Source organism: Corallococcus sp. NCSPR001 (assembly GCF_017309135.1).
Classification (GTDB): domain Bacteria; phylum Myxococcota; class Myxococcia; order Myxococcales; family Myxococcaceae; genus Corallococcus.
Genome location: NZ_JAFIMS010000001.1, coordinates 81,180 through 96,522 on the forward strand (window position 1 = coordinate 81,180; position 15,343 = coordinate 96,522).

A 15,343-nucleotide genomic window follows, 5' to 3' on the forward strand; every position below is an offset into this window, starting at 1 on the left:
GTGCTGACCGTCGACAACCATCCCCTCCTCGACCTCGTCGCCTTCACCTCCTCCTGGCCCGCCCCCCTGGGGGACCTGCCCGCGCCCGACTGGCTGCAGGCCCTGCTGAAGCCCGGCGCCACCGCGCCTCTCCAGAGCGACGACGCCGTCCGGGGCGCCGTGCGCGACCTGCTCCGCCACGGCGGCTACAAGCCCACGGGCCGGGGCAAGCCCGCGTCCGAGTACCTGGTGCGGGCCTCCGGCGACGGAAGTCTGGGCACCATCAACGCCGCGGTGGACGCCTGCAACGCCGTATCGCTGCACAGCGGCCTGCCCATCAGCGTGGTGGACCTGGACAAGGCCCAGGCGCCGTTCCGCGTCTCCACCGCCATCCAGGGCGACCGCTACGTCTTCAACGCCTCCGGGCAGGCCATCGACCTGGAGGGCCTGCTGTGCCTCTTCGACGCGCAGGGCCCGTGCGCCAACGCGGTGAAGGACGCCCAGCGCACCAAGACGGACGGCACCACGCGGCGCACGCTCACGCTGCTGTGGGGCACGAAGGAGCTCAAGGGCCACACCGAGCGCGCCTTCACCTGGTACCGCGAGTTGTTGGAGCGCCTGGGCGCCACCGTCGAGCCCGTGCGCTGAGGCGCCATCCACTTGGTGTTCAGGCCTACTCAGGAGCCTGAACCGGACGAGGCCGGGCGTCCTCCGACAAGTCTTTCTCTTGAGCGGACGAGGAAAGAATCGCCAATGCGCCCTCGACCAAATAACGCACTTGCAAGAAGAGTTCGGGCGGGCAAAGCCCTGCTGTCGCTGTGACATGGCCCAAACGGACGCTGCGCAAACTCGTGGCGTAGAAGAACGTGTCCTTGGTTAGCCGAAGCGCTTTGCCCGCCGCTGAATTACTCGGCACTTCGATCCCGGCCAACTCAACGCGCTTGGTTCCCGTGCCATACAGCACGACCACACGTTGTTCTTCAGGAAAACGGCGGACGACGATGGCGGGACGAGACTTCCCCCCCACCTCGACCATCACCACGCCACGATCGCGCAACTGCGGTTTAGGAGGCGGAGGGGAATACCGGTTCACCCGATTGCTCCGCAGCCATGTTGAATCGCGCATAGGCCGCCTGCACGGCCTCCACTTGTCGATCAAGTGCGGCGGGACTCAGCCGCTCGTCCGCAGGTAGGAGGTCCACTGAAACCTCGGCTTTAGACAAGGCTGCCAGGAGGGCCAAGCTGCGTTTGCTCGAAGTCGCTAGTAGCTCGGCAATGGCAATCTTGAGCCAAGGCTCAGCAACAACCTGATGGGAAAGCAGCGCAATAGAAGCCAACTGAAGGACACCCAGTCTCATCCACGCAAGAAGCGCCTCTGCCGCAGGCACGGATACATCAGGTGCACTGAGAAACGCGAGAGGGTCCCAATCTTCATTTTGAAGCACAGCGGCCGCAGTCTCAGTCACGTGCGGTGTCTGTCGCAGGAACAGACCGAAGCACCTCATGATTTCAGGGAGGCGTCGATAGAGGTCGCGCAAGTAAGGCTTCGACGAGGCCCCCATAGCATTCACCATCGACTGGGGAACCACGTCGCCGCTCTCCAAGGCGAGTCCATCAACTCGCCTGGACAGCGTCCCTGGGGCTTCGACCTCCTGCATCAGGAGCATCTGCGCCAAATAGAATTGGGGATCCCCGACGACTTGATCAAGCCTGACAATCAGGTCATCGCGATCTTGGGCTTCGAGGACATAAGCGCCAAAGGTACCGCTCAGTTCCCGAACATGCTCGATGAGTGCCCGATCTTGTGCCGATATCCGGTCCCCCGCCACGAGCGAAAAAACCTTCTCGAGCAACAACGAGAGCAGCCCACTTCCAGTGGGCAGAGAGAAAACGGGAGGGAGTGCTGCGGAAGTCGACATAGTCGCGAGCAATATAACGTCAGAAACGATAATCGGCACCCTCTACGGCCGGGATGTGGTCAAGCGTAAGCGGGCGGCCATTCTGGTCACTCCCTCTGACATTCGTTGGACGAGTCACTCTGCAGGCCAAGCGCCCTATCTGGGCTCCAACGCCAGCCCCGTCACGATGCGCTCGACGATTTCGCCGGGCGGCGGCGTCACGTCCACGGTGAACGCGTCGCCGGGGACCTCCAGCGTCTCCAACTGGCTGTCGAGCAGCGCCGCCGGCATGAAGTGCCCCAGGCGCTTCTGGAGCCGCTCGCGGATGACGGACGCGGGCGCGTGCAGGTACACCCAGCGCTCGCGCGCGGGGTCCACGGTGAGCCTGGCGCGGTAGAAGGCCTTGAGGCCGGAGAAGGCCAGCACCAGGTCCTCGTCCGCATCCAACGCCTTCTCCATCCTCGCGCGCAGCAGCTCCAGCCAGGGCTGCCGGTCCACGTCCGTCAGCGGCGTGCCCTCGGCCATCTTCCGGCGGTTCTCCACCGAGTGCAGGTCGTCCGCGTCCACGAAGGTCCACCCAAACCGGTCCGCGAGCGCCCGGCCCACCGTGGACTTCCCGGTGCCTGAAACGCCCATGACGATGACCACCATGCCGTTGCCGCCTCCCTCGGGTCGTGCGCGCATCCGCATGCTGCGGCCTTCCTGCCCCGGGTGCCATGCGAGAAACACGGCCGGTGACACACCGGACGTGAGCGTCCGATGTCCAACGCCATCACCCTCGCGTCCCACATGACTTCCACTTCACGACGGAGGAACCATTACCCTCCCACACCATCATGACTTCCGTGGGAGCAACCCCCGGCCGGACCCTCGCCCGGCTCCTCCTGTGCAGCGGCCTGCTCGCGCTGGCGTCCCTGGCCGCCTGCCGTGACCCCGCCGCCGCGTCCGGCACCGCGCTCTTCGTCACCGCCGAGTTCGAGCCCTCGCTCAACCTCACCCGGCTGCGCGTCGCCGCCACCGCGGACGGCGCCACCGTGCCCACGTCGCTCTTGCCCGAGGACTCCAGCCGCGCGCTCGTGAACGGTGAGACGTTCCGCGTGCTCCTGGACGGCGCGACCAACGGCACCCAGGCCACCGTCCGCGTGGACGGCCTGCGCGGCGACGCCACGGTCGCCACCGGCGAGGCCACCGCCACCGTGCGCGACGGCTACGAGGTGGAGGTCACCGTGCGGCTGACCGGCTCGACCGGCGGCACCTTCTGCGTGGACTGTCCGGACGGCTGCTGCCGCGATGGCGTGTGCACGTCCCGCACCTTCCGCACCTGTGGCGTGGGCGGCGTCGCGTGCGAGGTCTGCGATACGGTCCGCGCGGACACCTGCACCGACCGCGGCACCTGCGGCTGCGGCACCGGCCCGGCCTGCGACATCAACGCCAACCGCTGCAGCGGCGGCAAGTGCTTCTGCGGTCTGGGAGGCGCGTGCGGACCGGGGCTCGCGTGCATCAACGGCTTCTGCAAGTGCGACCCGACCACCTGCAAGGGCTGCTGCGACGGCAACAGCTGCATCCCCGCCCCCAACAAGAACCAGTGCGGCAAGGGCGGCGAGTCCTGCAAGAAGTGCGAGAAGCGCTGCAACCCGGACGGCTCCTGCGACTGAGGGGCGCGCTACTTCACGGTGAACGGGCGCGAGCTCCCCGAGTACGGGTGGATGCGCCCGTCCCAGCCGGACTTCCAGTTCCCCTCGTGCACCAGCCGGTACGTGCCCGGCTGCGTGTCCTTGGGAATGGGCCAGGTGATGCGCACCTGTGAGCACGCGAGCGTGGGCACGCAGTACTCGCGCTGCCAGTGGTACAGCGCGGCGCCGTCCCCGTCGTTCGCCACGTCCCGCCACGTGCCATCCGCCTCCCGCCGCTGCACGCGCAGGAAGGTGCCGCCCCGCTTCAGGTCATTGCGCGGATGGCCGCCCCAGAAGGTGACGCTCGCCGTGTCGCCTCGCGCGTAGGCCGCCTTTGCCTCCTCCGCGACGGCGCCGAAGTCCACCCAGAGCAGCTTGTCGTCGAACACCACGCCGGGCTGAAGCCCCACCACCGCCTTGCGCAGGTCGCGCGGCGTGGGGCCGGGCGCCACGGCCGCCCCTTCGCGCAAGGAGGCCGCGAGCCCCGAGAAGGACTGCTGCAACGCCGCCAGCGTCCACGGGCCGAAGTGCGTGGACGCGCCTTCGTAATCCTGGCGCGCGTACTCCTCGCGCGTGGCCACGTAGCCCGAGTAGGCGTTGGCCGGCCCCGCGATGACCACGTCCGTCACGCCCGCGCCCTGGAGCTGCGCGCGCACCGTGTCGCGCAGCCGGCGGCCCGCCATGGTGGTCATCTCGAAGGGCACCGCCACCAGCGCCAGCGGCCCCACCGTCACCACCTGGAGCGGCAGCACCTCCGGGGACCACGGGTAGGGCTTCATGGTGCCCATCTCCAGGATGATGGGCTTCTCCCCCTGGCAGGGCGTGGTGACGGCGGCGCAGGTGAACTGGCTCCACACGTCGTGCACGGACTCGCACGTGGCCCCTTCCGCGCCGAAGCCGGGCCCGTCCTCCGCGCCGGCGATCATGGACAGGCCGATGGCCGCGGGGCAGGTGCGGTGCGCGCCGCCGTCCGCGAACGAGGGCGCGACGTCCACCGCGTCCATCTTCACGTAGGTGTGCCGGTAGTCCACGCCGCCCATCACCGGCATCCCGGCGGTGGACCACAGGTGCTCGGCGAAGTCGGACTGCTTCTTCGCGGAGAGGGCCGCGTCCTCGAAGTCGTTCGCGCCGCCGCCGTTCGTGCCGCCCAGGATGTTGGGCGTGACGTCGCCTTCATTCGAGTTGGCGAACGCCGCGACGAAGGTGTCCGGGCCGCCGGGCGTCCGTCCCCCCTTCTCCACTTCGAACGTGTGCGCCGCCATCCCCTTGTTGTCGCCGCTGATGTACGTGTTCGTGTTGCCGAAGGACGTGGCGTGCACGGCGAACCAATTGATGAGCCCCAGCTCGCGCCCGTCCGCCCCCGTCATCCGGAGCAGCGTCATGCGCGTGTCCACGTTGTCGGGATAGCGGGTGCGCTCGGCCTCCGGGTTGCGCAGGTAGGCCTCCGGTGAGCGGTTGATGCTGGCGCCGTGCAGGTCGCCGGAGGACAGCCGCAGCGACCCTTCCGCCAGGCGCGCGTTGGCGCGGAGGATGGAGTCCGTGATGCCGGAGACGATGGCCTCGAAGTTCTGGGGCACGAAGCCGAAGGTGGTCAGGTTGTAGAACGTGTAGTGGCTGAAGCCGCCCGGCCCGGAGTGCGTGTGCGTGGCGCTGAGCAGCACGTTGTCGTCGGAGAAGGTGTCGCCCAGCTTCGAGCGCAGCCGCTCCACCACCTGCTGCTTCACCGCCTGGAACACCATGCCCAGGTCCGCGCTGACGAAGGCCACGCGGCGGCCGTTGCACGGCGAGGCGATGACGAACGCCCGCGAGAACAGCCGCAGGTGGATGCCCTCCGTCTTCTGGCCCACCTGTCCGTAGCCCATCATCCCCACCTCCGCCGCGGGGCCGGTGATGTCCGAGCGCGCCGCGCCGATGAGGAAGTTCGACGAGCCCGCGCACGCGTTCGTGTTCGCCGGAGCCTCCACGGGAGCCGGCGGCGCTCCCTCCTGCGCGCGGGAGGCGCCCGGCCCCAGCGCCAGCACGCAGCCCAGCAGCAACCCGAGCACGGGAGCGAGGCGGGCATTCAGCGTGCGCATGGCATCCTCCACGGCCTCCAGGAAGAGGAGGCCCCCGGCGGCGGCGAGGCCGAAGCGTGACGCCTTCGCCCCCTGGGGGGCAGCGCACGCGAGGGCGGGCCGTCCGACGCTCCACACTCGAACACCGGAGCGCGGCGGATTCAGTCCATTTCGCGGCAGCGGACGGGCGGCCCGCTCCGCCGCATGGACGCGGAATGCGGGCCTGACTCAGGCCACGTGTGCGGGCCGCGCGGCGACGTGCAGGGTGACGCGGAAGGTGGCGCCGTTGCCCGGCGTGGACTCCGCGGTGATGGTGCCGCCCAGCGCGCGCACGATGGTGTCGCAGATGGACAGGCCCAGGCCGGTGCCCTGGCCCGGCGCCTTGGTGGTGAAGAAGGGGTCGAAGATGCGGCGCAAGAGCTCCGGCGCGATGCCCCGGCCCGTGTCGCGAACCTCCACCAGCACCCGGCCGTCTTCGTCCACGCGGGTGATGAGGCGGATCTCGTGCTCGTCCGTGAAGCCCTCTGGAATCGCGTGCGCGGCGTTGATGACCAGGTTGAGGAACACCTGGAACAGCTTGCCCTCGTTGGCGCGCACCGTCGGCACGTTGCCGTACTGCTTCACCAGCCGGGCGCGCGGCCGGATTTCACTGGCCGCCATCTGCGCCACGGAGTCCAGCACGCGGTGCAGGTCCACCGCCTCCTCGTGCGCGTCGTCCACGCGGGAGAAGACCTTGAGCTGGCGGACGATCTGGCGCATCCGCTCGGAGCCCTCGCGCGCGTCGTCCAGCACCTGCTGGTACTCCAGCAGCTCCTCGGCGCCCAGGGGCCGGGGCATGGGGCCCAGCGCGCGGTGCAGGAACTCCAGGTTGGAGAGCACGTAGGACAGCGGGTTGTTCAGTTCGTGCGCGATGCCCGCGGCCAGCATGCCCATGGAGGCCAGCCGGTCCCCCAGCATGAGCTGCGCCTGCATGTGCTTGCGCTCGGTGAAGTCGCGCGCCACCGTCACGCGCGCGGGCACGCCGTCGAAGAGCACGCCCAGCGTCACCAGGTCCGCGCTCACCACCTGCCCGTCGCGGCGCACCAGCGGCACCTCGTGCGAGCGGGCGGCCAGCGCCCCGTCCTGCGCCTCCTCCAGGTGGCGGCGCGCGACCTCCTGGTCCTCGCGCCGCACCAGCCCCAGGAGGTGCCGGCCCAGGAGCTCCGCCGGGTCCTGGTAGCCCAGGTAGTTGGCCATGGCCGGGTTCACCGACAGGAGCATGCCGTCCGTGGTGTGCACCACCACGGGGTCCGGGAACCCTTCGATGAGCAGGTGGAAGCCGGCCTCCGTGCGGCGCAGCGCCGTCTCCGTGCGCACGCGCAGCGCGTCCGTGGTGTGCTGCTCCAGCGCCAGCGACAGCGCGCCGGCCGCGCCGGACAGCAGCTTCACCTCCACGTGCGACCAGGGCCGCGCGTCATCGCAGTTGTCGAAGCCGATGAAGCCGAACGGCTCGCCGTGCACCACCAGGGGCAGCACCAGCAGCGAACGGATGCCCTGCGCCAGGAGCACCGGCGCGTTGTCCGCGCCGAAGTCCTCCGGCGAGCCCTGCACGGCCTCGCCCCGGTGGAGCTGCTCCAGTTGGGGGAGCGTGAAGGCCTGGTCGATGGGCCACGCCTGCGTGTCCGGGTTGTCCAGCTCGCGCGAGATGCCGGCCGCGCACCACTCCGCGCGCTGGGACTGGAGCATCCGGCCAGAGGCGTCGCGGTGGAACTCGAAGACGTAGGCGCGGCTGGCGCCCGCGACGCGGCCCAGCGGCTCCAGGATGGAGTTGTACACATCCACGGAGGCCTCGGGCGCGAGCAGCTGGCGCTGCACCTCCACCATCGCGCCCAGGTAGCGCTCGCGCGTGGCGGCGGCCTCCTCCGCCAGGCGGCGCGGGGTGACGTCCACCAGCGTGCCCAGCACGCCGCCCAGGTGCTCCGGGTCCCCCGTCGCGGACATCTCCACCCAGCGCGGCTGCGTGCCGCCCGACGACAGCCGCAGCTCCAGCCGCGAGGGCACGTCCGTGCGCGACAGCGCCGTGCGCAGCAGCACCCGCGCCTGGTCCCGGTCCTCCGGGTGGAACAACTCCACCAGCGAGCGGCCGAGCCACGCGTGCACGGGCGCTCCGACCAGGCGCTCCCAGGCGGGGGTCGCCAGGACGAGGCGGCCCGCCGCGTCCAGTTCGAAGAGCGCCTCGCGCAACAGCGATCCGGCGCGCTGGAAACGACGCGTGTCCACGAGGTCGCTCGTCCCGGATGACCGCCCCAGAGCAGCGGCGCCCCCCGTTTCGCGTTGCTCCTGCGCCACCGCGGCCTCCTTCATCACGGATGAAACGGAATGAAATCTGGATTGGAGGGAAAACCGCCCGGCGCGTCCGAGCCCGACCCCTCTTTCCGTCTCACCGCGGCCCGAAGCATAAGGCGCTCGAATGTTTCAAAGTCAATGGACCCACCCGGGACTCAAGGGTTTCCCTCGGAGTCTGGAGGCTCCCAGCCCCCGGGAATTCCGGAACGGGGGCGTTGACGGCGATCCCCGAGCAAGCGTGCAGGCACGCCACCGACGATGGCCCACGGAGGCACGTCGCGGGTGACGACGGCGCCCATGCCAATCACTGCGTGGTCGCCCACGGTGACACCGTCCGTGATGCCCGCGTTGGCGCCCACCCAGACGTCCTGGCCGATCACGATGCCCTTCGAGGTGACGGGCTGCTCGCGCACGGGGCGGTCCGGCGCGAGCCCGTGGTCGAAGGCGTAGAGCGTGGCGCCGGTGGCGATGCGGCTGCCCTCCCCGATGCGGATGCCGCACGCGCCGCCGTCCAGGCTGACGCGCGCGTTGAGGCTGACGCGCGGCCCCAGCACCACCGGCCCGTGCACGAAGGCGTCCGCGCCGATGCTGCACGCCGGCCCGATGCGCACGGTGCGGCCGGGCTCCGCGAAGATGCGCGCCTCCGGCGCGATGAAACATCCTTCTGCGATATCCACCGTCTCCAGCGCGCGCAGGCGGTCCTGCACCTCGCGCTGCCAGGCCTCCGCCCACTCGCGGTGGCGGGGCTTGAGGCTGAAGTAGAGCCACGGCATCCACGACAGCCGCAGCTTGTGTTGTTCACGGCGTTGCGCGTCCAGGTCCACGCGTCCTGACTACCACGGGCCCGGCGTCCACCGGGCTCTGGCGCCGCGGCGTCAGAGGGGCTCGGGCTTCACCGGCGGAGCGGCCGTGGGCTCCGGCGCGGGCTCCACGGTGAAGTGGCAGCGCTCGCGCTCCTTCTCCACGGCCTCCGCGTCCAGGGAGACGGGGGACAGGCGGCAGACCATGTCGTCCGGCTCCCACGGGTACGGCTGGCCATTGAGGCGCACGCGCCCTTCGGCCACGGCGCGCGTGGCCTCCACGAGCGACAGCGAGGACAGGTCGCGCATCAGCGCCTCGAAGCGGCCCTGGCGCTCCGGGGTGGCGAAGTGGAAGCGGCCGCGCGCGACGACGGCCAGGTGGTACCACATGGGCCGGAAGGCCACGCCCGCCAGGCCCAGGCGCTGGGCCATGGCGAGCAGCACCTCCGTCGTCTCGCGCGACAGGCCCAGGCCGGGCACCTCCTGGCCGGGCAGTTGCGGGCGCTTGTCGCTGAAGCGCGCGCGCGGGTGGCGTAGGGACAGCCAGTTGGCGAAGAGGAAGGTCTCGCCCTGCAGCTCCTTCTTCTCCACCACCGAGTCCGACAGCAGGTGCTCGCGGCCTCCCGCGTGGCCCAGCACCATGATGCGGTCGCCGGTGCCGCCGGTGGAGGCCACCTGCACGCGCAGGCGGCTGTAGCCCAGGCGCTCCACGTACGACAGCAGGCCGTAGCGGAAGAGCGCGTACTCGATGCCCTGCGCGGTGTAGTGGCCCAGCACGCGCGGCTGGACCTCCGGCCCCAGCCGCAGCGGGCCCTCCAGGTCCTCCAGCGAGAAGGGCTCCCAGTGCGGCGCCTTGCCGCCGGTGTTGCCGTTCTCCGGATCCAACAGGTGCGCGATGCGCTGGAAGCGCGCGCTCAACGGGTCGTAGCGCGCGGTGATGCGCTGGTGGCCCAGGCCCGCGAGCACCAGCACGGTGCCCGCGAACAGCTTCCAGGACTCCGCGTGGTAGCCGCCCCCGGGCAGCCACACGCTGGCCCGGCCCCGCAGCGCCGCGGCGATGGCCACGTCGCGCTTGCGCGCGCCCTGGAGCGTGATGCCCACGCGCCCGAAGCGGTCCCCGGCCAGCACGTCCCCGCCCGCGATGACGAAGGTGATGTCGGAGGCGGGCATCCGCGCGAGCAGGTCCTTCACCTTCTGCACGTAGGTGACGTCGTCGCAGCCGTCCGGCACGCGGGTCTCATCCACGCCGGGGGGCAGCACGCCCCAGTCGCTGCCGGACACGGAGCCGATCCACGTCTTCGGCTGTCCGGCGAGGCACGCGGCGGTGCCGTCCGGCGGGTGCGCGTCCAGGTCCAGCACGGCCACGGAGCCCTCGAAGCCGGAGGCGCGCAGGTCCGCCACGGCCACGGCGATGTCATTGACGGTGCAGAAGCCGCCGCCCTTGTCCGGGCGCGCGTGGTGGAAGCCGCCGGCCATGTTGACCACGGGCGTCTGCCGCGCGAGCGCCAGCCGGGCCGCGCCCAGCGTGCCGCCGCACACGAGCCGCACGCTGTCCAGGAGCGCGTCCACGGGGACCTCGGACGGGTCGGTGGCGTAGATGCGCGCGAGCATCGAGGGGTCGGCGAGGGACTCCAGGTAGCGGGCGTCGTGCACGCGCGCGAGCTGCGCGTAGGACACGGGCACGGGGTGGCGCACGTCCGCGGCGCGCACCACGCCGGACTCCAGCAGGTACCAGGTGGTGAAGTCGGTGCCGCGCGGCTCGATGCCCACGGAGGACTCGATGCCGGAGAGGGGCAGCCGGTAGGCCTCGTCGTAGAAGACGTGCACCCGGCCGCGTCCCAGGCCCAGCTTCCAGAGCCACGCCTGAATCATCCGCGCCTCTCGGGCGGCTGGAAGGGGCGGAGGTTCAAGGAGAGGAGGGGCACGGGGAGTCAGGAGTGGTGGCCCCTTCATCACGCGTGGAGGCCGTGGGCGCAAGGCTCATTCCACGGGGCGCTGGGCCTCTTCTTGAAGGGCGGGGCTGCGGCGGCGCACGGTGCGGGCGGCGACGGTGACGAACAGGGCCCATGCGAGCCCGGCCACCCAGCCGCCGAGCACGTCCGTGGGGTAGTGCACGCCCAGGTAGACGCGGGTGCAGCCCACGAGGACGGAGAGCACCAGGGCCACGGTGAGGAGGTAGACCTTCACGCGGCGGTGTTCCGCGAACTGGGCCAGGAGCGCGCCCAGCGTGAGGTAGGTGATGGCGGACAGCATGGCGTGGCCGCTGGGGAAGCTGGTGGACATGGTCTCGGTGAGGTGGGGCACCACCGAGGGGCGCGGGCGGTGGAACAGGTTCTTGAGCAGCGCGTTGAGGATCCACCCGCCGACGATGGAGGACAGCACGAAGAGGCTGGTGCGGTAGCGGCGGGCCACCACGAGGAAGCCGCACACGGCCGCGGTGAGGATCGCCAGGACGGGGAAGCCGCCCAGGGACGTCACGTCGCGAGCGGTCTCCGAGAGCCACCACGGGCCCCGGGGGCGCGCGGGGTCTTCTTCACGGCGCAGGGAGCGCACGATGCGCTCGTCGATGTCCTGCGTGTCGCCTTCATGCACCTCGTCGGACAGGACGACGAAGCCCAGGACGCACGCGACCACGAGCAGGAGCAGCCCCAGGGGCCGCGTCACCATCGCATCCCAACCCGACACCCACCGCCATGGCCCTCGTGACATGGCCGTGACTTAAGACAGCGGGTGCGGGCTGGCCACGGGCTTTTCGCGGCGAGTGTCGGACAGGCTCCAGGTGCTCAGGGTTTCGTGAAGGTCAGGCCCAGGCTCTCCGCGCCCGCGAGCTTCGCGCCGTCGAGGGCGGCGATGAGCCGGGTGTAGGGGGCACGGGCGTCAGGCTGGAAGTACAGGCCGCGCTGGCCCTTGGGGCGGGCCGCCAGGAAGGCCCGCAGGCGCGGGATGTAGTCCGCTTCGCTCACCGGGTCGCCGTCGATGAGGAGCGCGCCCTCCGCCGTGAGCCGGATGAGGCCTGGGGGCAGGTCCTCGGGGGACATGGCGTAGGCGCCCGGGTCCCCGGCAGAGGGGAGCTGGAGCGCGAACTCGCCACGCATCAGCGGCATCACGACCATGAAGATGATCAGCAGGACGAGGACCACGTCCACGAGCGGCGTGACGTTGGGTTCGGACTGGAGACCGGGCTGGGGCTTCACCACGACGGGGCGTCTTGCGTGCATGGCGGTCCTCCTCAGGGCTTCTTCACGGAGACACCCAGGGACACGAACTCGGCGCCCGCGTTCTCTGACTGCCGCAGGACGCCGAGCACGTCGCCGCACGTCAGTGACGCATCGGCCTTGAAGAGCAGCTTGCGGTCACGGTGGGCGCGCAGTTCCTGCTGGATGCGCTCCTGGAAGCGGGCGGCGTCCGGGATGGCTTCGTCGCCGACGTACAGCACCTTGTCGGCGGTGAGGGAGAAGACCAGGGGTTCGGGCTTCTGGGGCTGCTCGCCCTGCGCGGCGGTGGGCAGGGTGACGTCCTTGCCCTCCTGGGACAGCGGCGTCACGACCATGAAGATGATCAGCAGCACCAGCACCACGTCGACCAGCGGCGTGACGTTGATGTCGGCCCTCACTCCGCCCCTGCCGCCTACGGCCATTCCCATGCACGACCTCCCTGTGCGTCGGACACCATGGGACCACGGGGCCGAGGATGCGTTGGCCTTGGGCACTCGGTGGTTCGGTCATGGTTCGGTCACGGGGGATGTTCGTATTCTCCGCACGAGACATATGGTTCAGCGCATGCGGACGACCGAGGGTGGACCGTTGCTGAGCAACGCGGTTCTGGATGCGTTCGAGCAGCGGTATGGACTCGTGCTCCCGTCTCCGCTTCGTGAGCTCCTGCCCCCGGGCACGAACAACGTCCACTTGCTGGCGTACGCCCCTGGACGCTCGTACTCCGGAGGCATTGTCACGGGAGTGTGGCCTGTTATCACCCGGTGACGTTCGCACTGGAGGCACCCGCACATGGCCATCGCCACCATCAGCCCCACCACCGGCAAGACGCTGCGCACGTTCGACGTGCTCTCGTCCGCGGAGCTGGAGCGCAAGCTGCAACGGGCCGCGGACACGTTCCGCTCCTACCGCGAGACGTCCTTCGCTGACCGCGCCCGCTGGATGCGCCGCGCCGCTGAAATCCTCGAGGTCGAGGCCGACCGCTTCGGCCGCATGATGACGGAGGAGATGGGCAAGCCGCTGGAGGCCGCCAAGGCGGAGTCCATCAAGTCCGCCACCGCGTGCCGCTACTACGTCACCCGCGCCGAGAAGCTCCTGCGCGACACGCCCATCGACGTGGACGGCGACACCGCCTTCGTGCGCTACCAGCCCCTGGGCCCCGTGCTCGCCATCATGCCGTGGAACTTCCCCTTCTGGCAGGTCGTGCGCTTCGCCGCCCCCGCCCTCATGGCCGGCAACGTGGGCCTCCTCAAACACGCCAGCAACGTGCCCCAGTGCGCCATCGCACTCGAAGAAATCTTCCGCACCGCCGGCTTCCCGGAAGGCGCCTTCCAATCGCTGTTCATCGAGACGTCGGAGGTGAACCGCGTCATCGAAGACCCTCGCGTGAAGGCCGTCACCCTCACCGGCAGCGAGGGCGCCGGACGCGCGGTCGGCGCCGCCGCGGGCCGTGCCATCAAGAAGGTCGTCCTGGAGCTGGGCGGCAGCGATCCGTTCATCGTCATGCCCAGCGCGGACCTGGACAAGGCCGTGCACACCGCCGTGTCCGCGCGCCTCATCAACAACGGCCAGTCCTGCATCGCCGCCAAGCGCTTCATCGTCGCCGAGCCCATCGCCCAGGAGTTCGAACGCCGCTTCGTCGAACGCATGAAGACCATGGTGGTCGGCGACCCCATGGATCCAAAGACCGACGTGGGCCCCCTCGCCACGCCCGGCATCCTCGAAGGGCTGCATGCCCAGGTGCAGGAGAGCGTGAAGGCCGGCACCCGGCTCCTGCTGGGCGGCAAGCCCCAGGGCGGCCCCGGCAACTTCTACCCGCCCACCGTCCTGGCGGATCCGCCACCCAAGGCCCCCGCCTTCCATGACGAGCTCTTCGGTCCCGTGGCCACGCTGCTGCGCGCCCGCGACCTGGAGCACGCCATCGAGCTGGCCAACGCGACGCCCTTCGGCCTGGGCGCCAGCGTGTGGACCCAGGACGCGAACGAACAGCGCCGGCTCATCGACGGCATCGAGGCCGGCATGGTGTTCGTCAACGCGCTCGTCGCGTCCGACGCGCGCCTGCCCTTCGGCGGCGTGAAGCACTCCGGCCACGGCCGCGAGCTGGCCGACCTGGGCATCCGCGAGTTCGTCAACGCCAAGACCGTCCGCATCACCGGCGCGTCCGGCGCACCGCCGCCGTCGAAGCACGCGGGCGAATAGTCAGCGCGTGCGCACCCGGCCATCCACGGGCGCGCCGTGCACCTCTTCCAGCGCGGATGTCACGGCGTCCACCTCCGCGCCCAGCTGCTCCACGCTGTGGCGCAGGCCCGCGCCGGCCACGTCCGCGTCCGCCGCGTCCGCCGAGCGCACCCGCAGCACCTGGGCGTAGAGGTTCTCCAGCGTGTACGCGAGCCGCGTGAACTCGGCCTCCAGCCGGTCCGCCGCCTTCGTCAACTCCGCGCGCTGGCGCACCTGCTCATCCAGCACCTGCAACGCCGCGCGCAGCCGGTCGCGCACCACCACGTCCTCCTCCGAGGCCCAGCGCGTCTCCAGCTTCTTGCGCTCGTCCGCCAGCCGCTGCACGTCCTCCGGCGGCGCCACCGTGCGCAGCTCGCGCTCGCGGCGGACGAGCTCGTGGCAGCTCTTGCGCAGGTCCTGCACGGTGCGATCCGGCGAGCGCACCATCTCCTGCAACACGCCCCTCCCCGCCCGCAGCTCCGCGAGCAGCTTCTCGCAGACAGCGTCCACGCGCGTCAGGCGCGGATCCACCGGCACCTCCGGGGCCTTCACCTGCTGGGGCGGCACCGGCGTGGGCGGCTCCTCCACGCGCGTCAGCAAGGGGTTGTTGCTCGGGCGCAGGTGCTTCGCGGCGCCCTTGAAGAACGCGAGCGCCACGAACACCAGCCACCAGTACTGCTGCGGCAATCGCACCACCGTGGCCACGCACGCCAGCGCGACGACGAGCTGCCCCACGCCCACCACCGGGTTGCGCGCGGCCTCCTCCCGCGCCGCCTTCTCCGCGCGCTTCGCGTCCCGGTGCGCCTGCTGCTGCGCGATGTACGCGTCGCGCTTGGCCTGCCGCTCCGCGCGGCGCAGGGCGTCCTTCGACTCGCGCTCCCACTGCTTCTCCCACCGCTGGCGTTCCCGCTCCGCGCCGCGCTCCCACTCCCGCTCCCAGCGGTCGCGCTCCTTCTCGGTGGGCAGGCGGCCCATCCTGCGCACCCACCCCTCCAGGGCCGCGTCCTTGCGCGCACGTCCCTCCTCGATGGCCGCCTCCAGCCGACGCAGGCGCTCGGCCGCATCGTGAGGGGGCGAGGAGGCAGGGGGCGCTTCGCGGTCTCGGGGCACGAGGTGACGCTAACAACTTCCCCCGGGGTTGGGGACTGTCGTGGGTGGCCCCATAAGCGCAGGTGTTGAGCCATT

The 15,343-nt window shown here is 70.6% G+C and carries 14 protein-coding genes; 3 read left to right on the forward strand and 11 right to left on the reverse strand.

Annotated features, from left to right (window positions below):
- Positions 1–627: a phenylalanine--tRNA ligase beta subunit-related protein gene (locus tag JYJ93_RS00370; protein WP_206785723.1), complete on the forward strand. Its 627-nt coding sequence runs from the start codon at positions 1–3 to the stop codon at positions 625–627.
- Positions 628–652: 25 nt separating this feature from the next.
- On the opposite strand, the gene JYJ93_RS00375 is transcribed toward JYJ93_RS00370, so the two are convergent.
- The 3 genes from JYJ93_RS00375 to JYJ93_RS00385 form a co-directional block, all read right to left on the reverse strand.
- The gene (locus JYJ93_RS00375; RefSeq protein WP_206785724.1) at positions 653–1,021 is read right to left on the reverse strand and encodes a hypothetical protein; all 369 of its coding nucleotides are present in this window, start codon (positions 1,019–1,021) and stop codon (positions 653–655) included.
- Between the two features lie 22 nt (positions 1,022–1,043).
- The gene (locus JYJ93_RS00380) at positions 1,044–1,835 is read right to left on the reverse strand and encodes a hypothetical protein (protein ID WP_206785725.1); all 792 of its coding nucleotides are present in this window, start codon (positions 1,833–1,835) and stop codon (positions 1,044–1,046) included.
- Between the two features lie 198 nt (positions 1,836–2,033).
- Positions 2,034–2,528, reverse strand: a complete 495-nt coding sequence (locus JYJ93_RS00385) for a gluconokinase (RefSeq protein WP_206786085.1) — start codon at positions 2,526–2,528, stop codon at positions 2,034–2,036.
- A gap of 194 nt (positions 2,529–2,722) precedes the next feature.
- Between JYJ93_RS00385 and JYJ93_RS00390 the strand changes: the two genes are divergently transcribed.
- Positions 2,723–3,532: a hypothetical protein gene (locus tag JYJ93_RS00390; RefSeq protein WP_269012943.1), complete on the forward strand. Its 810-nt coding sequence runs from the start codon at positions 2,723–2,725 to the stop codon at positions 3,530–3,532.
- 8 nt (positions 3,533–3,540) lie between these two features.
- Here JYJ93_RS00390 and JYJ93_RS00395 read toward each other — a convergent pair whose 3' ends face one another.
- The 7 genes from JYJ93_RS00395 to JYJ93_RS00425 form a co-directional block, all read right to left on the reverse strand.
- Positions 3,541–5,625, reverse strand: coding sequence for a neutral/alkaline ceramidase (locus JYJ93_RS00395; protein WP_206785726.1), 2,085 nt, complete (start codon positions 5,623–5,625; stop codon positions 3,541–3,543).
- Positions 5,626–5,832: 207 nt separating this feature from the next.
- Entirely contained in the window at positions 5,833–7,863 is a 2,031-nt protein-coding gene (locus JYJ93_RS00400) for an ATP-binding protein (protein WP_269012942.1), read from the reverse strand.
- 221 nt (positions 7,864–8,084) lie between these two features.
- Positions 8,085–8,753, reverse strand: coding sequence for an acyltransferase (locus JYJ93_RS00405; protein WP_206785728.1), 669 nt, complete (start codon positions 8,751–8,753; stop codon positions 8,085–8,087).
- A 51-nt stretch (positions 8,754–8,804) separates the two neighbouring features.
- Complete coding sequence (locus JYJ93_RS00410; RefSeq protein ID WP_206785729.1) at positions 8,805–10,601, reverse strand: histone deacetylase; 1,797 nt, start codon at positions 10,599–10,601, stop codon at positions 8,805–8,807.
- Between the two features lie 108 nt (positions 10,602–10,709).
- Positions 10,710–11,438, reverse strand: a complete 729-nt coding sequence (locus JYJ93_RS00415; RefSeq protein ID WP_206785731.1) for a phosphatase PAP2 family protein — start codon at positions 11,436–11,438, stop codon at positions 10,710–10,712.
- A 74-nt stretch (positions 11,439–11,512) separates the two neighbouring features.
- The gene (locus JYJ93_RS00420; RefSeq protein ID WP_206785732.1) at positions 11,513–11,947 is read right to left on the reverse strand and encodes a biopolymer transporter ExbD; all 435 of its coding nucleotides are present in this window, start codon (positions 11,945–11,947) and stop codon (positions 11,513–11,515) included.
- A gap of 11 nt (positions 11,948–11,958) precedes the next feature.
- Positions 11,959–12,372: a biopolymer transporter ExbD gene (locus JYJ93_RS00425; RefSeq protein WP_206785733.1), complete on the reverse strand. Its 414-nt coding sequence runs from the start codon at positions 12,370–12,372 to the stop codon at positions 11,959–11,961.
- A 361-nt stretch (positions 12,373–12,733) separates the two neighbouring features.
- On the opposite strand from JYJ93_RS00425, the gene JYJ93_RS00430 reads away from it, so the two are divergent.
- Entirely contained in the window at positions 12,734–14,140 is a 1,407-nt protein-coding gene (locus tag JYJ93_RS00430) for an NAD-dependent succinate-semialdehyde dehydrogenase (protein ID WP_206785734.1), read from the forward strand.
- Here JYJ93_RS00430 and JYJ93_RS00435 read toward each other — a convergent pair whose 3' ends face one another.
- Positions 14,141–15,268, reverse strand: a complete 1,128-nt coding sequence (locus JYJ93_RS00435) for a hypothetical protein (RefSeq protein ID WP_206785735.1) — start codon at positions 15,266–15,268, stop codon at positions 14,141–14,143.
- Positions 15,269–15,343: the final 75 nt, after the last annotated feature.